The 22,967-nt window shown below is 62.1% G+C and carries 16 protein-coding genes; 11 read left to right on the forward strand and 5 right to left on the reverse strand.

The window, feature by feature from the left end:
• Entirely contained in the window at positions 1–1,491 is a 1,491-nt protein-coding gene (locus AAW00_RS06320; protein ID WP_156169950.1) for a hypothetical protein, read from the reverse strand.
• 504 nt (positions 1,492–1,995) lie between these two features.
• On the opposite strand from AAW00_RS06320, the gene AAW00_RS06325 reads away from it, so the two are divergent.
• From AAW00_RS06325 to AAW00_RS14915, 6 genes are all read left to right on the forward strand, one after another.
• The gene (locus AAW00_RS06325; protein ID WP_047003365.1) at positions 1,996–5,943 is read left to right on the forward strand and encodes a MobA/MobL family protein; all 3,948 of its coding nucleotides are present in this window, start codon (positions 1,996–1,998) and stop codon (positions 5,941–5,943) included.
• Positions 5,944–6,163: 220 nt separating this feature from the next.
• Positions 6,164–7,069 carry a 3'-5' exonuclease gene (locus tag AAW00_RS06330; RefSeq protein ID WP_047003366.1) on the forward strand — a complete coding sequence of 302 codons (906 nt, stop codon included), beginning with the start codon at positions 6,164–6,166 and terminating at the stop codon, positions 7,067–7,069.
• 70 nt (positions 7,070–7,139) lie between these two features.
• A complete protein-coding gene (locus AAW00_RS06335) occupies positions 7,140–8,018 on the forward strand; it encodes a 3'-5' exonuclease family protein (RefSeq protein WP_047003367.1) in 879 nt (292 codons plus the stop codon).
• A 198-nt stretch (positions 8,019–8,216) separates the two neighbouring features.
• On the forward strand, positions 8,217–8,885 hold the full coding sequence (locus tag AAW00_RS06340) for a hypothetical protein (RefSeq protein ID WP_047003368.1): 669 nt from the start codon (positions 8,217–8,219) through the stop codon (positions 8,883–8,885).
• Positions 8,882–9,706 (forward strand): hypothetical protein, encoded by an 825-nt coding sequence (locus tag AAW00_RS06345; RefSeq protein ID WP_047003369.1) that lies wholly within the window; start codon positions 8,882–8,884, stop codon positions 9,704–9,706. The genes AAW00_RS06340 and AAW00_RS06345 overlap by 4 nt, the downstream gene beginning before the upstream one ends.
• Positions 9,707–9,874: 168 nt before the next feature.
• The gene (locus AAW00_RS14915) at positions 9,875–10,546 is read left to right on the forward strand and encodes a hypothetical protein (protein ID WP_156169952.1); all 672 of its coding nucleotides are present in this window, start codon (positions 9,875–9,877) and stop codon (positions 10,544–10,546) included.
• 289 nt (positions 10,547–10,835) lie between these two features.
• Here AAW00_RS14915 and AAW00_RS06355 read toward each other — a convergent pair whose 3' ends face one another.
• On the reverse strand, positions 10,836–11,573 hold the full coding sequence (locus tag AAW00_RS06355) for a hypothetical protein (protein WP_047003371.1): 738 nt from the start codon (positions 11,571–11,573) through the stop codon (positions 10,836–10,838).
• Positions 11,574–12,225: 652 nt separating this feature from the next.
• Here AAW00_RS06355 and AAW00_RS06360 point away from each other — a divergent pair.
• Positions 12,226–13,155, forward strand: coding sequence for a hypothetical protein (locus AAW00_RS06360; protein WP_047003372.1), 930 nt, complete (start codon positions 12,226–12,228; stop codon positions 13,153–13,155).
• A 470-nt stretch (positions 13,156–13,625) separates the two neighbouring features.
• Here AAW00_RS06360 and AAW00_RS06365 read toward each other — a convergent pair whose 3' ends face one another.
• Positions 13,626–13,883, reverse strand: a complete 258-nt coding sequence (locus tag AAW00_RS06365; protein ID WP_156169954.1) for a hypothetical protein — start codon at positions 13,881–13,883, stop codon at positions 13,626–13,628.
• Complete coding sequence (locus AAW00_RS15385; RefSeq protein WP_047003374.1) at positions 13,873–16,725, reverse strand: SEC-C metal-binding domain-containing protein; 2,853 nt, start codon at positions 16,723–16,725, stop codon at positions 13,873–13,875. Before AAW00_RS15385 ends, AAW00_RS06365 begins: the two co-directional genes overlap by 11 nt.
• 279 nt (positions 16,726–17,004) lie before the next feature.
• Here AAW00_RS15385 and AAW00_RS15320 point away from each other — a divergent pair, with 279 nt between their 5' ends.
• The 3 genes from AAW00_RS15320 to AAW00_RS06385 are packed head-to-tail and all read left to right on the forward strand — an operon-like array spanning position 17,005 to position 20,969.
• The gene (locus AAW00_RS15320) at positions 17,005–17,331 is read left to right on the forward strand and encodes a hypothetical protein (protein ID WP_206539316.1); all 327 of its coding nucleotides are present in this window, start codon (positions 17,005–17,007) and stop codon (positions 17,329–17,331) included.
• 13 nt (positions 17,332–17,344) lie between these two features.
• On the forward strand, positions 17,345–20,251 hold the full coding sequence (locus AAW00_RS06380) for an HsdM family class I SAM-dependent methyltransferase (RefSeq protein ID WP_206539317.1): 2,907 nt from the start codon (positions 17,345–17,347) through the stop codon (positions 20,249–20,251).
• Between the two features lies 1 nt (position 20,252).
• Positions 20,253–20,969, forward strand: coding sequence for a hypothetical protein (locus AAW00_RS06385; RefSeq protein WP_047003377.1), 717 nt, complete (start codon positions 20,253–20,255; stop codon positions 20,967–20,969).
• 34 nt (positions 20,970–21,003) lie between these two features.
• Here the strand turns inward: AAW00_RS06385 and AAW00_RS14585 are convergent, their stop codons facing one another.
• The gene (locus AAW00_RS14585) at positions 21,004–21,720 is read right to left on the reverse strand and encodes a GIY-YIG nuclease family protein (protein WP_206539318.1); all 717 of its coding nucleotides are present in this window, start codon (positions 21,718–21,720) and stop codon (positions 21,004–21,006) included.
• 318 nt (positions 21,721–22,038) lie between these two features.
• Here AAW00_RS14585 and AAW00_RS15325 point away from each other — a divergent pair, with 318 nt between their 5' ends.
• A complete protein-coding gene (locus tag AAW00_RS15325; RefSeq protein ID WP_206539319.1) occupies positions 22,039–22,803 on the forward strand; it encodes a helix-turn-helix transcriptional regulator in 765 nt (254 codons plus the stop codon).
• The last annotated feature ends 164 nt before the right edge of the window (positions 22,804–22,967 follow it).

The raw sequence follows: 22,967 nt of genomic DNA on the forward strand, positions 1-22,967 counted from the left end.
TCAGAGCACGCCCTTGATCCAGAAATGACCTATCTTTTTCAGCACGGGATGGTGTCCGCGGACGCCGACAAAAAAGCCTTCATCCCACTGCGTCATGATGAGTTCGGGGCGATTGCGAGCTACGATGGCGAAGGTCCAGAACCTCGCCAATAGGTTGATTTGAGGATTGGTCGCCTGGATATCCTGCCCATTTTGAACGGACGTTTCCAATGCCCGCTCAATAGCCTTTCTGGCGACGGCAAGCGCTTCCCGCGGGTTGAGAGCATTTGAACTCATAACTCCCGAGGGCACATCCGCAGGGTCGTCCCATAGAGCGAGCTTCATTGGGTCGAAATCATCGATCTGCGCGTACTTGGCAAGGTCGACTATGGTGGAAACCGGCGGCAGAAACAGCTCGTCGTAAGACGGGAGCTCTTCGCTCTGCTTCCACTGAGGCAGGACTTCGTAGCCGGTCTTCCACTGGGGAAGATCGTACCAGAACATGGCAGGGACGCTCAGCCCCACATCCGCATCTTTAGGTACCTTCGCATCGGCACCAAGCCCAGCCAACGTCGCCGACGAACCCGTTTTCGAAGGTACGTTGGCGGGCTCTTCAAACCTCGATATGTCGGGTTTCGCTGGTGCCATTTCATGCCCACCTTCGGCATCGTCGCTATGGACTTTGTCCCACTCCGCGGGCGTATCGGTCAGGGTTGCGAAGTCGCTCGACAGGTCCTCTCCGACCTCATCCTGAGCTTCTGTGAAAGACCCTGGCTCATCGTCTACGTAGCGATCTTCCGTTGCCGGTTCGAGTGACTGGATGTACGTCCGGGCACCCTCTCGCAGCCCCTCGAGAACCTCGTCTCGGCCCTTGATCGCCTTTCCGCGAGACGCGCACCAGGCGATGAAATCGTCCACGGTATTGGCGTCTTCCTGCCTTGCCTTAGACCGCAAGAGACCATGAAATTCCAGCACGCGAGCTATCACGGCGGGGCCTGAATCCAGCGCCCGGAAGGCTGCGTTTTGCCGCTCCGTAAGCCCTGCGAAATGCACCAGTAACTCGTTCTCGAGCAGCGTCAGACGTGCGATTTTTGCCTTCAACTCCGCCCGGATCCTGGCGACCAAGAGCAGCGCTCGGCGGACATCGTTGCGGTCTTCGACTATCGTCGCCATGGCCTTGGACCCGACGCGCATGGTGTCGCGCAGGGCGGTGCGTTCTGGCACGAAAGCGTGCTCCATGCGGTCGAACTTGCGCTTGTTCTCCTCGACCAACTCCATGGCCAGCGCAACCTGCTCGACCGGATCCGCCTCGCTCAGGACGCTCGTCAGATCCATCCCGGAGGTGAGCAGCCGGGAGAACAGCTTGCGCTCCCCGGGGTCGACCAGGCCGAGCGCGTCGAGCCAAGCCTCGCGGCGCTGCTGCTCTGCGGCATATTCCCTTCGTGTCGGTCGACCCGCTGAAGCGCGGTCTCCGCTTCCATTTCCTCGTTGCCCTGATGCCTCGCCAAGCATGTCCACGGTCCTTACGTTTACGGTGGCGGGTCCACTCCCGCACCTTCCTCACTACCGTATAGGATGGGACGACGGTTTTGGGGCATTGCCCCCGATTGACGGGGGGCGTCACCCGCCCAGTCAACGACCACAACGCCGTCGCAGTGTGTGCACGCGAGAAAAGCTGACGTGCACACGACAAAATCCGCTTAATCGCCGTTTTCGCGCCGTTTCGGGGCCTAAACTCGGCTTTTCGAGCGTTTAAGGCCCGTTTTCGCGCCTTGTTGCATGCATAACGCTTCCAGCGTATGCACACTTTCAAATGCCGGCTGTCGATCTGCAAGATCGGCTCACCCCCAGCCAAGCAAGGCCAATTAAACTTTCGCGCAATTCGTCTAAACTGACGCGCTATGGCGCATCAGTTTAGACAGCCACGCTCGCGTGGCTTCATCGTCCGTGTGCGGATGAGACGAGTTTCTTTTCCGGAGCGCTTGTCGTTTCGGACGCTCTATCCAATAAGTTGGGATGAAAGAGCAATCTCATCTCTCGCTACCCTTTTCGGTCGCCGCTGAACTCCGTGCCCTGGAGGCCAAGGTCAGCGCCTACATCGACGCCGGAACGCTCGATGCGACCGGCCTCCCCCTGCATCCGCTGACGCCAGCGCCATCGACGAAGCGAGGCAAGACAGGCTCGGCTAACAAGGGACCGGCTGACGCGGTCCTCGCCCGGCGATCCCTGCTCGGCATCTTCGAGAGACAGATCGCCGACGGCTTGCCGCGCGACGCGCACATCACGGGAGAAGTTGGGGGCAAACCTATCATCGTCCGCACATATGTCGGTGAGCTCGACTGGACCGACGACGAGATCACGATCGTGCATCAGAAAGGCAACGTTCTGGTGCAGCGCACGCGGCTGCCAGTGCCGATCGTTAGGAACATCAAGGCGATGTCGAGAACCGGTGTCGAGACGATCCATTTCAAGGTCACCTGGATCGTCAAACAACCGAGCGGAACCGGCAAGGACGGCGGCGTGGATCAGCGCGCCAGTAGTCACACCATTTACATCGAACGCGAGGGCGCCGTCGTGATCGTCGTCGAGCCCGAAATGGACACGGTCGATGCAGCCAAGCCCATCGAAAACGAGAACCAAAACGCCGCCCGGTCGGCCGCGGAAGCCGACCCGTATATCGACCGCGAAGAGGTCGTTCCCGTTGCGGTAAACGGACGCAAGCTTCTCCGCACAAATATCTCCGACGATCCCGCCACACGCGCCATGTTTTGGCGTGCGGTGGAGAAGCACGAACGCGAGCCCGGTGTCGACAGGATGACTATCGACCTGGGCAAGTGCGGCGCACTCATGGAAAGAGTCGCGCAGGCGCCCGACTGCCCACCAATATTCGTCGAAGAATTCTACAAGACTGTCGGCAAAAGTGGGCCGCAAACGATCGAGACCGGCGGCAACGACAAGGTCATCGAGATCATGCGTTTGCTCGGCGAGGATGTGGTCCCGGATTTCTCAGAGAAAGGAGGAGACAAGTTCCGCAACGATGACAGGCTCGACCAATACGGCTACTCCTTCACGACGCCGCGGCACGGCCGCGTCCAGTACCGGATTGAAGCCGCGCTGCCGTCCGATTTATCGATCAGCCAGATGGAGCAGGTGCTTGCGGATATGTGCGCCATGCTGGAGAAGTTAGAACTGCCGTATGTCGCCGTGATCCATAGGCCCGATCACAACAATCACGACAACAACTGGCACATCCACATCCTCTTCCACGACCAGCCCGCCAAGCTGTTCACGGGGCTAGAAGCCGATCACCTCCCGCCGCTCCGCTCGAACGCCACCGAGGAGGAAATCGCGGAGCACGAGCGCCTTCGAAAAGTGCTAAAGGATGAGGCCGATAAGAGGCTCAACGAGCCGCGCTGGGATTTCGAAATCGAGGAGAAATTTCGCACCAAGAGTCGACACGAAAGGACGCGCAAACCCTTCGCCCAGAACAAGGTACGCAAGGTCAATCACCCGCGCTACATCACCGAGCTGAGGAAGGCTTACGCCGGCTTCTGCAACGAGCAACTCCGCATTGCCGGCAGTCATCGCAAGGTGAGCCATCTGGGCTTCGAGGATCTGAAGATAGACCGCAAGCCGGCCGAGAAACTTTTCACCGCGGCAACGCGCCTCGAACGCTTCGGCGTTCCAACGCTTAAGGGCATCGAAAACGAGCGCCACGAGGCGCAGTATTGCATCTCCCAGATCCGCAACCGGCGTGACAAGGCGTTGGTCGATCTCGAGGCAAAGACTGCCCGCTGGCGAGCACGATCCCTGTTCGAGAAGGCGTCCCAATCGCGCGCGAAATATGACGCTACCATCGATGCGTTCGAAAACGGCAAGCGTGCCGTCATCGACAGGCGGTTCATGGCCGCGTTCGTCGAGCTCCAGCTTGCGCGCTGTACCTCGCGAGCGCGCGCGGTCATCGACAACTGCAGCCGCGTTCTCGTTGCCATCGCCGACTGGGAATCCAAACCGGAAGACGAGAAGGAAGCGAAACGAAAAGAGATGGCGCGGGAGGTACGCCAAAAGCTCGCATACATGAGACGCAAGGCAGAAGCCGAGGCGCATCTCGCGGCCGCCGAGAGGCATTTCTCCAGCGAGTACCAGCGCGTCGAAGTTCTGCGCACGGAAGCGAAGCAGGAGGCGCTGGAAACTGACGCGCTCGGGTGGCGTATCGACGATGCACAACAGATCGAGACGGCGATCGATTGCATAGCGTTGGTGGCGACCTCGGCCGTTACGAAATTTCCCGATACGATCGAAGCTGTCGCTGCGCTCCGCAGCATCGAGAACGATACCATTCTTCCCGACCTGAGCGATGCGATGGAGCGCTGGACAAGCATCACGGAATTGATGCGAGAGCGGGACAAACGCGAAGCTACGCAAGCGTCACTGCAGGAGCCGGCCACGGCGGTGTCGGAGGAGACATCAAGGCTCGCCCTGACGACAGATATCGCGGTCGATAACGTCGGCAAGGTCGACGCCAAGAGCCGCCCTGCCCCCGCAGTTTCGGAGATCACCTCCAGCGTTGAAAAGCTAGCGCGCCTGATGCCCGCAGACGTAAGCGCGAATGCACCGCCGCTGTCTTCAATTCCAGTTTCCCAACCGATTGCATCGCAGGCCCCGCTGCCGCCCACTGTTAACGACGAAACGGCGCCCGCCTCACGCCCCAAAACGTCACTGCCGGCGCCGTCTCCCGGACCTGGCAGCGCGCAACAGATGCTGCCCGAAAGTGAGCCCGAGCGGGTTGAACTGTCGAACAAGCCTGTGGCCGACATCGGCGCGCTTATCGTCAAGGAAGCGACCGCGCGTCGTCTATCCGCCGTTGAAGCGATCGATGTCGATGGAAAGATCGCCACGGTCCGGCTGGCGACGGCGGTGGCTGAGCGCCTCGGTGTCGAACAACAGTTCGAAATCACCTCGATGCAGGCCCAGAAGCTGAAGACGACGTTACGCTACTCGGAATATGAAAGGGCAAGTCTGGCGGCCTACATCGCAAAGTCGCCCGAAAACGTCACCATCACCAGCAGCGCTATCCTGCTCGCTAACGCGCCTAACGATATGCGCATCCGCGCAGCCAACCATTCGGCTGATCCCGAACGCCTCGCGGCCTATCGCGTGCAGCACCAGCAAGCTTTACGTAAAAAATCCGAACGAGCGATCGCTGACACGCAGGACAGCCCCGCCATCGAGGTCAACGTGGCCGCGGCACCCGAGCCTGCTACAACTCCTACCGAAGCGTCGCAGACGGCCTCGCAAGCTAATCGATGCCAAGAACCGATGGCAGCCGTCAGTGAGGCACGGGCTGAGTCGTCCGCGCCCACGCCAGAGCCATCGAAAAATACAAACGACCCATCGCCGCCAGCGACACCTGACCCGCGCGCCGTGGACAACAAAAAGGACCGCAGCAGTGGTTCTATCGTCCAAGCCCCAATCGCCAAAGCCATCGACGACGAGCCGCGGATTCGTTCGCTCGGAACGCGGTCCGCGCTCGCTAGCAATCCTTCGATCGATCCGGCGTCGCGACCCACAGTCTCAGCAGCTTTGGACGAAAAGCCCGCATCGACTGCGGCACGAGATGGTGAGTTCGATGCGGAGGCTGAGCGGGTGCGCGTCGCGAACAACCGCCTTGGAAATCGCGGAAACTACATCGAGCGAAAGTGGGGTCTGCACCGCCTTATCAACGCATGGATAAAGGCTGAGCGCGATAGCGACGATGAAGCCTTGCTGCGCGCTCTTGCGGCGGTGCGAGCAGACAGGAAAGCCATGAAGATCGCTAGGCGATTGGTGCCCTACCATTTGAAGCAGTTCGATTGGCTGGACGCTGTCCAGAATCATGAGCAATCGAGTGGGCAGCAGGCGGGCGACAATGGCCGCAGCGCCGATCTCACGCGTGACCGAGGCAGGGATATAACGGACACCTAGCGGGCTCTCTGCCGCAGGAGGATGGCAGCGCGCTGGCGCCTCTGTTGTCGCTCGCATGCAGCTCGCCCAGGAAAAGTGCTGCATCGCTCCGCTCGGCAGCAAGAAAAGGAAGGCCCGGCAATGCCGGAAGGAAGTGACCGGAAGGGGTGAAAGGAAAAGAGGACAACGTCCTCGGCCTTCGCCTCGTCCGGTCGCCAATTTCCATTGCTGGAGACCAACAATGCCAAGACTACGATCCCCGCACGCGGACCTCACGGCCGCGGCTGAGCTGCTGCGCGCGAGCAGCGACTACCGCGTGCTGCAGCGCTTGCCGCGCCCCTATGACGATCTGCCCGACGAGCTGCCTGAAGGCGCGCGGCGAGTCGCCATCGTCGACGTCGAGACGACCGGGCTCGATCCCCGGGTCGACAAGATCATCGAGCTTGCCATCATGCACGTTGCTCTTGCCGCGGACGGCACCGTGCTGGGCCATTCGCGGCCGATGAGCTGGCGCGAAGATCCGGGCGAGCCGCTGATTCCGGAGATCACCCGGCTGACCGGGCTGACCGACGAGGATGTCGCGGGGCAGCGCATCGACGACAGGGCCGTCATGGCCATCCTGTCGCGCTGCGAGTTGATTGTTGGGCATCATTCCAATTTCGATATCAAGTTCGTGGACAAGCGCCTGCCGCAAGCTGTCAGCCTCCCGTGGGCCTGCAGCCTCGCGGAGATCGACTGGACGGGCTTGGGTTATCCTTGCCGGAAGCTCGAGCACCTGCTTCTCGAGCATGGCGCGTTCTACGACGCGCACCGGGCCGAGGGCGACATCTGGGCGCTCTATCAGCTATTGCAGTCCAGGGTGCGAACCCGAGGCGACGAAGCGGCCGGTGCCGCGACCGGGACCTACTTCGGTGCGTTGCTGCGGAGCAGCGATGCCGGCTGTGTCCGCGTTCGGGCGTATGGCCTGCCGTTCGATGACAAGGACTGGGCCAAGGCGCGCGGCTATACCTGGGACGCGATGAAGCGGGTCTGGTGGCGCGATGTGCCGATGGCCGACTACCCCGCCGAGAAGGCAGCCTTCCGCGAAGCCGGACACCCAGAGCCGGCAGCGACCGCGCTGAACGCGCACCAGCGCTACAGACACTGATCACCCCCACCACACCGACATCTCGCAAAGGCCCGCCACTGGCGGGCCTTTGCGTATCTGGAGACCATCCATGACCTACGATCTGTCCAATATGGCGCCCTCCGGCGAGCCATTCTCGCTCACCATGGGAGACGCGCTCGAACGCGAAGCGCAGCTCTATCTGGCGCAGCGCGCGCCTGCGCCCGCAAACCAAACGCGGTCCTACCTCGTCGCCGACTTCGAATACGGGTGGAACCGGCCTGCCATCGATGCCTACCAATGCCTGGAAGGCCGCGATGCGCGCGACGAAATAATCTGGCCCTTCTACACCATCGCCACGGCCTGCTGGCTGATCCTGCACTTCGAACCCGGCGAACAGGTGCCTCGCGTAGAGCCGCTCGTGGTACACAGCGGCAACGATCTATGCGAGCCGGAGATCGTCTCTCGGCTGTTCGAGGCACTCGACGCCGATCCCGGTCTCACGTTCGTCACCTACGGTGGCGAGGCCAAGGACCTTGCGGTGCTTCGCCGCTGTGCGGCATCGCAGGGTTTGCGCCTGCCGCTACAGCTGCGGGATCTTTCGCCCCACTGCCGCGGGCGCATCGACCTGTGCCGCGCAGTGACTGTGCAGGCCAAACCGCCGCATCTCCCCGAACTGGCCATCGCGACCGGCATTCCGTGCAAACCCTCGCCCAGTCGCTCAATCGGCAAGCTGGTCGAAAGCGGCAAATGGCGCGAGGTGAGCGATCAGTGCGCTGCCGATGTGCTGGCTACGACTGTTCTGCTCATCCGCCATCTCGTATCGCACGGCGAGGTCGAGTGCTGCCAGCCCAATACGCTGGTTGGTATTGCGGAAGCCGCCACGAGCGGACTTCCCGCAAGCGAGTTCGTCAATCGCAAGTTCTCGCCGTGGGCGAAGGCCGCTCAGGTTCGCTCGCGGCTCAAGGGCGCCATCCTCGAGCCTGTGTGACCGCGGACGCACCCTCGTTCGAGCCGCACCAGCTCGGGCGATGCCAGCAGCAACAGGCACGACAACGCATCGCAAGGGAGACCAGTCCATGAAGCCGCCCTGATCATCATCCGCCCCAGCGGCAACAACAACCATCCATTCCAGCCACCCGCGCACATCCGCGCCGGTGGCTTTTTTCGTATCTGAAGGAAGTTTATCATGGCCAAGAAGCCAGCCAAGACCCGCGCCAAGGCGCTCACCGTCAGCACCCTGCCGCCCACCGTCATCCCCGGGACGAGTGTCGTGCCCGAGGCGGCCTACCGCAACGACCACCATCCGATCGGCAGCGGTCCGTGGAAAGGCGAACCGGACAAGTTCGCCTGGACAGACAAGGCGACCGGCTATCCCTCCGTCGTCGTCCGCGAATACACCGGCGAATACGGCGCGCACGTGGGTGTGCCTCCCAACCACTCGCTCAGTGGATACAAGGCAAAGGCCGTGCCCGGCGAGATCAGCGAGGGCCTGCACCGGCCCATCTCCAGCGCAGAGCCCTGTCAGCGGAGCGCACCCGAACCGGTGAGCATCTGCCACATCTCCGCGCGGATTGCGCACGGCCAGCGGATGGCGGCGATGAATCCGCGGCAGGAAGACGACGCCTGGTGGCTGGGCATGACGTTCGACGGGCCGCGCGACCTCGTGCCGGCGGGCGGGAAGCGCAAGCTGGCGGCAGAGCGTGGGGAGACCTACCGCGATGCCCGGTTCGCGTTCGAGCAGGCGACCCTGCTCGCCCGCAAGCTGTTTGACTGGGAGAACGGGGCATCGTCGGATCCGACGCTGGACAGCGGACTGTCGGGCTTGCCCCGGCCCGACAAGGAGGGCTCGCGATGACCCGGTATGACGATATCCCCTACGAGGACCGCCGCAACCCCAACCTGCCCTGGGGCTACTGGATCTACATCGACGATGAGGTCCGCGGCCTGCCGCCGCTGGTCGACGAGTATGGCCATAGGTGGAGGTCGCTGCGCGAGGCGCTGTGGATCGACCGCCTCGGCATGACCGGCAACTACCAGTTCGGTCACGTGGACGAGGAACAGGTCGAGTTCCTTCTCGCCGTGCTCGCCATGATCGATCGCAGGGTGGTGTGCGTGGAAGGGGTGGTGGCCGACGTGTTCGGAGACGGATGGCATGCAACCGCGCATTACGCCGCGTGGCTGTCCGGCGAACGGCTGATCGAGCCTACCCCCACGCTCACCAGTGCCAAGCTGACGCCGGAAGGTCAGGCAATCCTCGTCATGCTCGCGAGCACGAGACCCGCAGACCGGGCGGCCATGCCGATCGGGCCTTCCGGTCTCCACCCGTTCGCGCAGCTTCGCCCCGAACCCGACCGTGAAGCGATGGAAGCGGCCATCCGGAAGGCGGAAGCCGCTCTGCCCAAGGACACGGTCAGGTTCATGCGCAGTGGCGGCCCGGGCCGGTCGATGATCGTCCTCCTGGGCGCGGCCAATGCGAAGCTGCCCATGGCGGAGACGCACTGGTCGATCTCGTTCAAGCGGGCTCATCACCGGGATCATTTCTATGCCTGGCTCCTCGCTCAGCCCGATCGGTGGCAGGACTGGTACAGGATCGCCCGCGAGCAGCGCGCAGGCGCTTTGACCGAGCACCTGCTCACGCTCTTCGTGGGGCAGGACTGCGAAGAGCGCAGGATCTAATCACATAGACTAGAAAGGGGGGCTGTCGCCGGCCCCCCTTTTTTGCAGTTCGCCTCGCCTCATCCATCCCTCCTGTAAGGAACTCTAGAACAGGGGGCGTAGGGCGAACCGTTTTGCAATAAGTGCCTGTTTTACCCAAATTCAAGCAATCGTCATCATCCTAGCGACATGCGTCCATGGGCACACGAAGCTTTCAAGAAGCGACTACCGAAACGCTCCTGCCTGCGGCCCGAGAGCGCCCGGTCGATGCTTCATGCGGAGCGCTTCGCTTCCGCGCTCAAGCGTAATCTCAATGTCTTCCTGACCATCAACTTCAACACGCTGCCTCGCGACCCCGAAGCAAATTACTACGAAATCTTCCGCACGAAGATTTGGGCCAACATCCGGCGCCGCTGGAACGCTCACTGCAAGCGGCAGGCCATCCAGCGCCCGTTCGCTGCGATCGCCGTTTTCGAGAACCCGCCAAACCGGAGAGAAGGACCACGCCATTACGGCCCGAAACACGTGCACGCCCTGCTGGAATGGCCTGCCGACCAGATCGAGCGCCTACTCTATCTCGTTCGCCGCGCTATGGCCAAATACTTCGCGCGCTTCAGGCCGAGCCAGGTTCATGTAAGTGAAGTAGGTGTTGGACGCGCCCGGCGCACGACCAGCTACATGGCTAAGGGCATCGACCCTCCCTTCGCAGCCCACTTCCATTTGAACCATGCGCCACAGGGGCATGTTGCACATCGCCGGATCATCATCTCTCGCTGCCTGGGTCATGCGGCGCGGGCGCTGTTCCGCAAGCGAGGCGGGAACCCTCTTCCTAATCGGCGCAGCCCGTGGGCTCTCTATTGATGTAGTTACGACCTCTTGTGGGCCGTTTGCTGAATGGCAGGTTTTGGGCGAATGGGAGCGGATAGCTGCCGTTCAATTAGACGATCTGCTCGGGCAGCTGTCGATCAGCTCAAGATGTGTAGTGCAATTGATACGAGAGGCAGCTCCTACTGAGACCCGCCATTCGTGTCGCGCAAACCAAATGGTCGGCTGCACGCTCGGCCGCCCCGCGTTTTGCTTCGGACACGGTTGTTCTTCCTATATTGCTTTGAGCCGCTATGGGCGCTTGAGGCGCCCGTCTCAATCGCGATCAGGCGTCTAGGCCGGCATATCGAAAGGTCGGATCGCTCCATTTCGGCTGCAGGCCGTGTTCCACGACATAGTCCCTGAGCCGCTGCTCCAGCGTGCCGGATGTGGGGTTTGGGAGCCTTGTTCGCTCGACGATCTCGTCGAACCGCTCCGAGGTCGAGTGGACCCAGTCGATCGAAATAATCCCGGGCGCCTCCGCCAGCGCGCGGGTGACGAACCCCGGCGACAGTCGGCCGGCGTTGCTTGCCGCGATGGTGAGGATGGCGCCCTTGGTGTTGGTCAGCTTGTCGAGCGTGACCGCGTTGATTAAGCCCTGGCCCATTACTGATTGCAGCGTCATCAGCCCGTCGCCAAGGGAAACCACGTCCGCATCGCCGTTGCGGTGCGCCTCGGTCTGCACCTCGCGCGGCCGGCAGCCGCTATAGTCGGCCATGTCGCCCTCGGCGATCGACGCGCGGGCGACGCAGCCGATCTCCGTCATCCCGCGCATCAGCATGACCGCGAGGGCGGCGCATCGGTCGAGGCTCTCCTCATGGAAGTCACTGGCAATGTAGAAGGCATCGCCCATCTGATGCGCGAACAGGCGCTCGCCGTCCCGGGAGTAGCATTTCCGTCCGATCGCGAAGATCAGGCTGGTGAGCTGGCCGATGCCACGCAGCGCCTGGTCGCCCGCGCTCCAGAGATTGCTGAACCCCTCGACGTCGATCCAGATTCCCCAGCGTCCGTTCTCTTGCTCCAACCTGCTTCTCCCGTCCGGTCGACTGGGCTTCAGCTCATGCTCCTGCTCGCTATGATTGCGCAATGGAGTCATTCGACCTCGATCATTTACCGGCTACCGCTTGGCCGGACACGCTTAGGCCAGTTGGCGAATCACCGCATGCGAAAGAGCCCTTCGACGTCTAGTGGTCGCGCAACCGCGAAGTGCTGGCACACCTGCCGGCCGACCTGATCGAGCAATGGATCTACCGGCACTGGTCCCATTCCCCGTTCAGCTTCCCGAGCCTGAAATGCTCTGTTGGGAAATGCGGATCTGGGACGACAAAGTGCTGCTGGCAGCCATCCACCGCGCCTGGGGCGCTGAGCTGCATCCCCAGTTCGATTTATGACACCTTCCAGGGGCGCGGCGGTGTCGATCGTCATGCGACGGCGGTCGCGCTTGACCAATGAACTTGGGACTACCCGATGGTGCTCCTATCTACACCGTTCGGCGTCATCGACGGCGGTGCGAGGTTGCCCGACGTGCGACTGATCATTGTCGAGGGGCGCCAGCGGCACCGCTGATTGAACGCGCTGCACGTCCTTGGGCGGGAACCGGCGGGGCCGCATGAAACCATCATCTTGTCGACGCCGCTCAGCGGTGCCGGCCGGGCGGTCTAGGACATCGAACACTCATGAAGATCATTCTCGCCTGCGACGAATCCGGCGCAAAGGGCTATGCCGACCAAGACGAGCAATTTCCCGGGCAGGTCGGCGTGTTCGCCGGGCTGTTTGTGCCGGAGGAAATGCTGTCCGACGCCGAGCCGAGGCTCGAAGCGGCAATCGCGCCCTATCGCAGTGATGACGGCAAGCTGCACATCACCGATCTGCAACCGTCACAGCAGGCGGGACTGCGGGCAGGCCTGTTCGCCGTGATACTCGATCTCAAATTGCCCTGCTTCTGGTACGCGATCCATGTCGCCGGTTTCCACCGCTGGCATAAAACCGTCGAGCAGCTGCACGCGAATGTGCGGGCGGATATGGCGGCTTCCAACCCTAATCCAAGGATCAAGGTCGGCAGTCCGCGCGAAAAGCCGGAGTCGCTCCACGCGATCCTGTTCACGGGCCTTTACGGCCATATCCTCGCTTATATCGAGGAGCGGAATCCGGGACCCGTCGATATCTTGGTGCTTACCGACAATGTCGATGCGCCGATCGCGAAGCTGTTCCGGCAAAAGGCAGCCGACCTGCTCGACATGGATCCTCGCACCAGCAGCGCCACCGGCTTTGACACGGTCACGAAGACCGTGGTGAGCACTCAGATGCGGTTCGAAGCGCAAATCCCGCCCGAGCTTCAGGTGACGACTACGGTCGACAGTCTGGTGATCACGTCGGTGGGCGATGAGAACCCGATCGTGGTGGCGGCCGATGTCCTCGCCAACAGCCTCTGTCATCTGTTCCACAGTCGCCCCGTCGAGCTTCTATATGCCGAACTCAACCGCCCGTCCGCGGTCGAAGAGCATCCGCTGCTCGACGTGCTCGCGACGTTCAGGAATTGGGGAGGCCCGGACATCAGCGACCGGATTTATCGCCACCCGGCCGCCCCGCCGTTCGAAGATGCGTGAACAGGTCCGCCCGGATCGCCGGTGCGCGTGACGATCGTGGCATAAGGGAAAGCCTAGCCGATGTTCGACAAGCCCGAGCGCGAGGACAGCCACCTGTCGGCAAGCGACCAGAGCCGGTCGGCCCGATATCGACCAGACCGATGAGAAGCTGTTGGCGTTGATCCCCTCCGGATCACCGAGGCCGAGCGCGGTCTCCATGACGAGCAATCCATCGAGCTTGCACCGATCCGCGGACTGGCGGACGATATCGTTGACCAACCACGCGATCGACTGATGCCCGATCCTGTCCGGAGGGCTGACGAACAAGAGCAAACCAAAGGTCTCAGGCATGTCGAGGATCGTCCGGGTCGCCTCGATTTGCTTTCCGGCCGACGACACCTCCTTTCGGACCCGGTCGCCCACCTCGCGGAGCGCGCGTTCTGCCAGACGACCGGGCAGGTCATGCAGGCCGATGGTGACCTCGCCGAAAATCACCGGGCCTGCTGGATCACGCGCGAGCATTTCGCCAGTTTTTCCCCGACCTTGGGATCATTGCGCCGATCGTTGATCAGAGACTTGATCTCGGCAATGATGCCATCGGTCCGGAAGAGGATATCCGCGCGCTTGCCCGTGTAGCCCGCAGGCACCAGTGCATCGACGGGCTCACCGCCGGCGGCCTCGAAGACGCTGGAGATGAAGCCATGCTGATCCATCGCGTCGCTGCCGGGGCGTTTCCGATCAGCGGCCATGGCACTGCTTGTACTTCTTGCCGGATCCGCAGGGGCAGCGCTCATTGCGGCCGATCTTCCGGCGCGGCTCGACAGCGCGCGGGGCGCCCCGCCGCTGATCAAATAGGGCCTGCAGGGGCACCGGTATCTCCACACGGCGCTGGGGTGGGCCGCCATGGAGACGCAGATCCTCGATCATTTTCTTCTGGTTCTGGAAAGCATCGCGATGTCCCGGCGGCATCGCTTCTTCATAGGGGCGTAACCGCGCAACCTCGGCCGCTGCAGCGCCATGGTCGCCGCAATAAGCAAGCACCACAGCATAGAGCGCGCGAACGGGAAGCACCCAGGACACCAACCCGATCGCTTGGATGAATGGAAAAACATTCTTCTCGAGGATTTCCCGCGCCCCGGTGAAGTCGTGAACCCAGACGAATTCGTCCACCAAATCCTGACCTACGCGCACGAGCGAATTGTAGGCCTGAGCCAGCTCGTAGAACTTCATCGCGTGGATGCGGGTCATGGCCGACCGCTGGCTGAACTGTCCGACCGATTGAGCCAGCAGATCGAGGGTATCTGCGAGGTGCTTAACGGTATCGGTGACGTCCTTATCCTTCCGCAACAACGGCCGAAGCTCCGGCGCATTGCGTCCAAATACGTCGCCTGGCGTCAGACCGAGTACCCCATAATATTCCCCGACCAGCGCTGTTGCCTCCTCGGCAGCAGCTTCACGCTGGTCCAGCTTGAACAATGCCCAGGCGCGATTGTAGCGAAATACGCGGCGATGCTCGGACTTGTCCGGCAGGCGCTTCTCCACCTCGTCGGACATAGCTTTCACACCGTCGGCATCGCCCAGCCGCGAAAATGCGAGCATGCGCTTCATGCCAAAGGCGAGCCATTCATCGTCGCCAAGTTCATGGGCCTCGAGTAGCGCACGCATCACATTGGTTCGTTCGAGCGCCGGCTCGGCTTCCCCATCACGCAGATCGTTGAAGGCGAGGCCGTCGAGCGCCCATAGCCGCGTTTCGGGGTCGGCCTCCTCACTGGCCGCGATCGCCAGCAGGTAGGGCTCGATCTCCGGCCAAACGCCCATCTCGTGAAACAGCTCGTCGGTCGCGAATTCCACGAGGATCCGGGCATCGCCCACCTGTCCGAACAGCCGGATCAGGAGACCGAGCTTCGCGATGGACCAATCCTCGCGGATCGACGTGATCATCACCTGGAGTAGCGCGCTCTTGGCCTTTTCCTCCGCCCCCTTGCCGCGGGCACCGAGGTCCGCCGCCCCGAGGACGCGGATCGCGTCGTGGATCTTCAAGCCGCTATTGCCGAACATCTCCATCGCGCCGGTCGCGGGCAGGGCCTTCAGCCTCAGCGCAGCCGTCTTCTTGTCGAGGCCGCTGGCACTCATCAGCAGGTTCATCGCCTCGTCCCGCGAAAGCGGGACATCCGCCGCGCTGAGCACAGCAACAGTCTCGCGATCCTCCGCCGAAAGGGACTCGAACGCGCGCTTCAAAATGACCTCCTGCGCGGTCTCGACGATATGGGTTTGCGCCTCGACATCGGCACAGAAATCCCGGACGCCCCCGCCATATTCGCGCGCCGCCACGACTGCAGCGTTGATGACGTAGAATGGCAAGCCACCCGTCAGCCGTGACAGCCGCTCGCAATCGGCGAAATCGGCCTGGCATCCGGTATCGTGCAGTGCCGCGGCAATCGTGTCCTCATCCCAGCCGTTCAGCGTTTCCGCCTTGATGCCGAGCTTCGCTTCCAGTTCGGTCACCGCCGCGCCCGGCTGGCACAGCAACAGGATGCGCAGATTCGGTGCGCGCGCCGCGACGGCCTCGAGATCGCTCGGCGGGACGCGGTGCGCATTGTCGATCACCACATGCGCCGCAATCGCCTCTTCGCCGAGCTTGACGCTGAGCGCCCCCAGCATGTCGAGGCCGATGGCGCCGGGCAGGAATATCTCGCCAAGCTTCCCGCTCGACCGTCCAAACATCTTGCCCGCGACCTCGCGTGCAACGGCCGTTGCCAGCGCCGCGCCTGGCATGTCGACCACGTCGAGATAGGTGACCAGCAGCGGCGCGTGGACAACCGCCTCGGCGACCCAGGCGGTCTTGCCCGCACCTGAAAGGCCCGAGACGATCCGGACCTCATCATCGCCCAGCAGGGCAGGCTCGTTGATCTGTGCCCGATAGGGCGCGGGCGGGGTAGGAAGCTCCTGCATCTGGACGGCGAGCTGCTCGAACAGGTCGGGAAGTTCCTCCCGCGCAAAGTCGTGATCCGTCCGCGGAGGAGCGCCCGCGGACGCGTAAATGACCATGCTCGCCAGCTTCCAGGTCAAGGTGTCCGGCCGCAGCAACCCAAGCGGGAGGCCCGCTGCAAGAGCCGAGCAGCCCGCGACTGCATCAGGGACGCTTGCTGGCGGCACCGGGAGGCAAGGATCCTCGGGCTTCGGACCCTCTGGCCAATGCAGAGCCACATCCTTTGGCCAATCGTCGGCCGCCAGCTTCTCCTTCAGCGGCCCATTGGGCGCCGCGTTCGACGCGATGACGAAGGAGGCCTCGCCGGCTCGGTCGCCATCCGCGTGCGCCTTGCGGATCTCGGCGAACCGGTCGAGCGCTCCGCTAATGTCGCCGCTCGCCAGATCATCCTGGCGCGTCTTGATCTGAACATAGATATGCCGACCAGGCAGGACGACCTCAACGTCCTCGTCGTGCTCGACGATGATCCGCTCGACCCCGGCGCCGCCCGCCATCAGCAGGCATATCGACGCGTAGATGTGCTGATATAGGAAACCGCGATGCACAGCCTCGATGCGAACCAGCTGTCGCGCGTCGATGACCTTTGCCTCTTCCCCCTCCATTTGCCACTGCTCCCGCGAAACTTCTGTCTAGCCCCCTGGATCGACCTCCTCTGATATCTATCATGGCGATCCTCTCAAGGAGAGGATGATCCAGATTATCATTTCGGGAGTGGTGCGGCCGACGAGGCTGGCAGCTGACCGCTTGCGCGGGCACCGTGGCTCTATCTACGCTACGCGCGGCGTGGGATGCACGCGCGATGACGCAAACTAGCGTCAATTGCTCATGTTCTTTATGTGTTCCGATGCGAAGCCCTGCCATTCGCTGTAACGGAAGCGAACATGACCCAGATTTCATTATTTCTGGCTTTCCAATATTCTGACAGTCTGGCTTTCGGTCTTGTCAGAGAGTCGGAAATCTGTATTTCTGCCTTGGCGTTGCGACCTTGGGGCGGTCGCCGTTTGAGGATCTTCGCAATGGCCAGCCGGCAGACCGAAACAATCGAGCATGAATCCGGGTCCGACAACGACAAGGGAAAGACGCTCAACTTCAAGGTTACCGAGGAATTCAAGCGCGATTTCAAAGGCTTTGCTGCGTCTCAAGGCCTAAGTATGACCGACCTCCTCAAGGAGGGCTACGCGCTCTCGAAGAAGAAGCGGCAGACGTGATCCGACGTCAGCCTTGGCGGCCGGCCGCATCCTCATTGAAGAGCCGGCGATGACACTTCACAGCCCGGGCGCCAGTTTTGTCGGCGCAGAATGGCTATTTGCCATCGGCGGCGGTGGCGATCTCCCCGTCGTCGACGGCTTGGTTGCCATTGCGGACTACGCACCTGACGGGCGCTCGCCCGAAGAGGTCGCCGTGGTCGAGAAGGCGGCGGCCTATGGCGCGCGCGCTGTCTTTTTCGAAGCCGGACGCCATGGCCGCGCACCGGTAGCGCAGGCGCTGATCTTCGACATAACCGATCATGGCGATGATGGGCAGTTTGCGGAACTCCACAAGCGCTTGTGGAGCTGGGGTGGCGTTCCCATCGTCTATCGGGCCGGGCCCGGCCGCGTTCAGCTATTCCGGTGCGCGCACGAGCCCGACTTTCTCGGGCCGGACGGCACGCCTGTCTGCCGGCCGATCCGGACCTTGACGATCGGCGCGGAGATCGCCGCCCAAGACGTGTGGTGGGATGCGAGCCGCATCCGCAACGGGGCGATCTGGGACGATCCCGATGCCTGCCGGCTGATGCTGTCGGCGAAGAAGTCCGCGCATCGCAAGCTTGTCGACGAAGTGCGCGGGCTCGCAAAGCAGATGAGCGAGCGCAAGCTGCTAGACGCAGGCCTGCAGCGGCGGCTTCTCATACTGTCGCTGCTGATCGCCTATCTGGAAGAACGCTCGGTGCTGTTGCCCGACGATTTCGATCGCGCCCTGCCCGGTGCGACGCAGTTTTTCCAGGTGTTGGGAAATGGTCCGGCGCTGGTGAGACTGCTGGAAGCGCTCGAGGAGCGCTTCAATGGGCATGTCTTCCGGTTGAAGGATTCCGAGCAGGCGGCTCTGACCGCAAGCGAGGGCTTGGCCAGCTATGCACGGCTTGTCGAAGGATATGAGGATTCGTCTGGGCAGCTTAGCCTGTGGCGGCTCTACTCGTTCCGCGATCTGCCGGTCGAGCTGATCAGCAATATCTACCAGTTGTTCGTTAAGGACACAGCGAGTTCGATCTACACGCCGCCCGCTTTGGTCCGGCTGATCCTTGAGGAGGCGCTCAGCTGGAAGCGGATCGACGCGCTCATGGAGGGAGACGGCGTAATCCTCGATCCGGCTTGCGGGTCGGGGGTGTTTCTCGTGGAAGCCTATAAGCGGCTGGTGCTCCACTGGCGCTGGCGCAATGGCTGGGCACGTCCCGGCGTTGACGAGCTTCGTCCGCTCCTGCAGCGCGTCCATGGCATCGATCTTGAGGAAGGCGCGGTCGAGCTCGCTGCGTTCAGCCTTTGCCTTAGCTTGTGCGATGCGCTCGAACCGGAGGATATCCGGTCCAGCGTAAAGCTCTTCCCGCCGCTGGGTGACCATACGCTTCACGGAAGCTGCTTCTTCGAAGCGAAGGCGCGTGGACTGGTCACGGCGCCGGTCGCGGTGGTGGTGGGCAATCCGCCATTCGAGTCCAAGCTGACGACCGATGGCGCGAAACGTTGCTATGCCGCTTACAAGAAGGCGCATGGCAGCTTGGCCGACAACCAGCTTGCCTATCTGTTCCTGCACGAAGCAATGGAGCTGCTCGCCCCAGACGGAGTGCTCGCCATGATCGAGCCGTCCGGCTTCCTGTACAACCAGCACGCCCTCACGTTCCGGCAAGCCTTTTTCGGCCGTTGGGCGGTACGCGAGGTGCTCGATTTCGTGTCCGTGCGCGGTCTTTTCAAAAAGGGCGATGCGGATCCCAAGGTCGTGGTCATCCTTGCGGAAGCGGCCCAGCCCAGCCCGGACGGCCGTCTGCTCCATGCCGTATTTCGGCGAAATGGCCGGGCCAGCGCCGAGCAGGGCTTCGACATCGACTACTATGACATGTATTGGTTCGCCAACGCGGTCGCCGTCGCATCACGTGATATCTGGCGAGCCAATCTGCTCGGCGGAAGCCGGGTTCTGGATTTCATTGAGCGACTGCGGCAGTTTCCGACCCTCGAGCAATACGCATCGCAGCAAGGGTGGGATGCCGGCGAGGGCTATTTCGGCGGTCAAAAAAATGCGTCGAGCAATATCGACCACCTAATCGGCCGACCGCTTCTTCCGACCGATGCGCTTGGCCCCGATGGTATCGAGGCGGATCGGATCACGGTCGTTCCAGACGCGCCAATCAAGGATCCGAAGACCAGCCGCCGTTTTCAGCCGCCCCTTTTGCTGATCAAGGAACATCAGGACCTTCACAGCGAGCTCTGGCAGGACGGCTATCTCGCCTTCAAGAATGAGATTGTCGGTTTTTCCGCGCCTGGCGACATCGCGCGGCTCACATCGGTCGCCGAGTGGCTCGACCGAGAGCATGTCGCGCTTAAGGCTTATGTCGCCGGTATCAGTACCCGGCTCTTCACACAGCGGGCAACCGCCGTCTTCAATGCCGATATTTTTGCGCTCCCCTTCCCTGAGGACGGCAACCTCGACCTGAGCGCCAACGAACGGATTCTGACCGACGACATCGTCGCCTTTCAGCGTGATTTCATTCGACTGGGAACGCGCGCCAAGCTCATGCACAGTGCGCCGGCCGACGCGCTCGAGCAATTCGACAGCACGCTCCTCGAGCAGATCAACGCTGTTTACGGCCGCAACCCTTTGCGGGCGTTGCCATCCTATCATTGGTCCGGCACGATTTGCCGGGCTTATGTTTTCGGTGATGGACAGGTCGACTGGTCAGATGCCGAAGCGCTACGGCATAAGCTTGACGGCCTTTTGTACGAACGTCGCGGGTCCGGCCTCACGATCACCCGGATCACACGTCTTTACGATCAGGGTTTCGTCTTCCTGCTGAAGCCTGATCGACATCGTTTCTGGACACGCTCGGTCGCGTTGCGCGATGCCGACGACATCCTCGCCGATTTGCGCGCGCAAGGCTTCTGAGATGTTGGCGGATGACGGGGAAAGCGTTGCTCGGGCAGGGTCACTCGGAACTGGCATCCATTTTCCCGGCGAGTGGCTTGGCGCACTGGTGACATTCATCGGCGGCGTCCTTCCGGACTGGCGCGACGACCCATTTCGCGAAGCAGCAACGGGTGAAACGAAACTTACAGCGCAGCTGTGCGCGCGCCTCAACAGCGCTTCGCGGCATGCACCGGGCTGGGACTTTCTGCAATTCCGACGGGAGGAACCGGACGAGGCGGACGGGCGGCGCGCAATCGACCTCGCCGTCGCGCCGAGCGGTGAAGTGATCTGGATAAGGGGACGCGAATATACCGAATACCGCACCTTGCTTCCGATCGAATGCAAGCGATTGCCGACGCCATCGGCCAGCGATCGTGACGAGCGCGAATATCTGATCAGCCGGTTCAGCTCCACCGGCGGCGTGCAGCGTTTCAAGGCCGGACATCACGGTGCAAGTCATGAACAGGCCGCGATGATAGGTTATGTCCAGACTCACGACATAGGCCATTGGCAAGCGGAAATCGCCAGCTGGATCGACGGTATCGTCAAGGATGCGACCGAGAACTGGTCGGCCGCCGACAAGCTTGCAATGATCGTTCATGACGGCAAGCGGCGCATGGCAGCATTGCGATCGCGCCATAACCGGCGCGCCGACCTCAATCCGATCCAAATCGATCATCTTTGGATCGAGATGTAGATGCGATCACGGATCTCAGATCGGCGCTGACGGACTAGCGCAGACGTCCGTTCCGGCGAAGATGCTCTGGATAATCCGGTGCGCCGCCCAGGATCGCAAACCGATCCATTCCTGCAGGAAGAAGCGGAGGATTGTCCGCCAGCCAAGTGCGATTTACTTCTTCAGTGTCGAAGTCTGGCGTCTGATCGGAGAAGTCGCCCAAACGCCCGCAACTGATGCAGTGATAGGCTTGGGACGCCTCCTGGAAATGCATCCCGCACATGGCACCACATAATGGACAGCATTCATCGAGTTCGAGGTCCCCCCATTCCCAGACGCCAAGATATTCGGGAAAGGCGTCACGATCATGGCCGATTATTTCGAATGCGTCGGCATGTCGCGCGACGAAGCCATCGCTGCCGGCGCGCATGAGATCCTCCAAGATTTCGGTTGGCTCGAGACGGAACCATTCGCCTGCGACGCGGCGCGCGTGATGCTTGCGGTGCAACTCTGCCTCAAGGAGGCCGTCTGCATCGGACTGGATCCACCCGACTAGCACCACCGTATGCGGATTGCCGGTCTGCAGCGCGTCGCGGCGCCGATAGATGTCCTTGGCGCGTCCAATTTTCAGCAAGGGCTCGCCAGCGCTCAATTGGTAGATGAAGTATACAGCCATAGCTCTTGCACTTTCGGTCCGCGCGCTATCTGGATGAAACGCCCCGGTTCCAAACCGGGCGGGCGCTTGTTGGCCCAGCTTCAGTCGTACCGCCACGCCGCGCACACAACGCTGAACGTCGGCTTTTGACAATAGCTGACGCTCAACCTGCTGCCTGGGAACGACGTGCCTGTCCCAGTCTCTGCCATCTCCGCGACTTGACAAGGATTTCCGCTTTCAGGCGGCACGCTATGACCGAGCGGGGGGGCGCAAAGGTGACGCGAGGCCGGCGCCCGATTAACGGCAGCTTTCGGAAAGTCCAGAAGCAGGCTCGAACGATCGGGAATGGGGCGCATAGCTGCCATCGTTCGGGGATACTGCAAGTCAGTCGAGAAACCCGATGGCCAAGCCCGCCGGCTCTGATAATTGTTCGCCATGAGCCATAACCTACACCCTTGGTCGCCATACGAAGAGCGTTCCAACGTTAGTTCGGTCGGCCGCGTCACGCTCGTCTGGGCGTTCGGTCAGCTTGTGGAAGCAATGCTCGGGTTCATGCCCTACGAGCTGCCAACCATCTTCGCGCAACCGGAAGACGATGGTCCGAACGACGCTGCGCGCGATCTTATCAGGCTGCAATCCGAGGACATGACCAAGGCGTTTGTGTATGAACGACTGGCGAGCTCCATGCGCCCGCTGGGCGGCGGCGAAGTGCAGCCTATCCCGAGCGAATGGTGGGAAATCGACGAGCCGCTCTCGCGCTTTGCGACCGGCGCGTTCGATCCTGAACGCTGGGCGGATCCCGATGCCGCCCCCACTCATCGCATCCTGGTGGGTGCCGAGAGCTTCGATCAATGGCTGGCTGCGTTGCCCGAGCTGGGACCGCTGACCGCCAGGCAAATCGAGATGGTAACCGAACCGAAGCTGCGGGCCGCACGAGCGGTCTCCCGCCAAGCGCAGCCAGTGCCGGAACCAGCAGACCAGCAAGCGCCATCGGACGGGAGGGATCTGGCCGGGGTTGGTCCTCCGCTCATTTCCATCGAAGCGGTGTGCGAGATGACCGGCATGGCCACCTCGACCGTCTACAAGCGCATTGATGACGACGGGTTTCCGCAGCAGATCAAGCTCGGCTCGCGCTCGCTTTGGGACAAGGACGAGGTCGCCGCATGGCTTCGCGAAAAGGCAGCCTTGCGCGGCAACTAGGTCCGCCGTTTGCGCCGGGGGCTGTGGACGATCTCGTCAACCGACAATGCATCAATCATGATCATCGACGCCCAGCGTTCGGCCAGTTCCCGCCGTCGCGGCATGAAGGCCGCCCGGTTGTATCGCAGCTCACTGGCACTGAGGCCCTTGGGCGAGTGCGCCAG

The sequence above is a fragment of the Aurantiacibacter luteus genome (genome assembly GCF_001010945.1).
In the GTDB taxonomy this organism is placed as follows: domain Bacteria; phylum Pseudomonadota; class Alphaproteobacteria; order Sphingomonadales; family Sphingomonadaceae; genus Alteraurantiacibacter; species Alteraurantiacibacter luteus.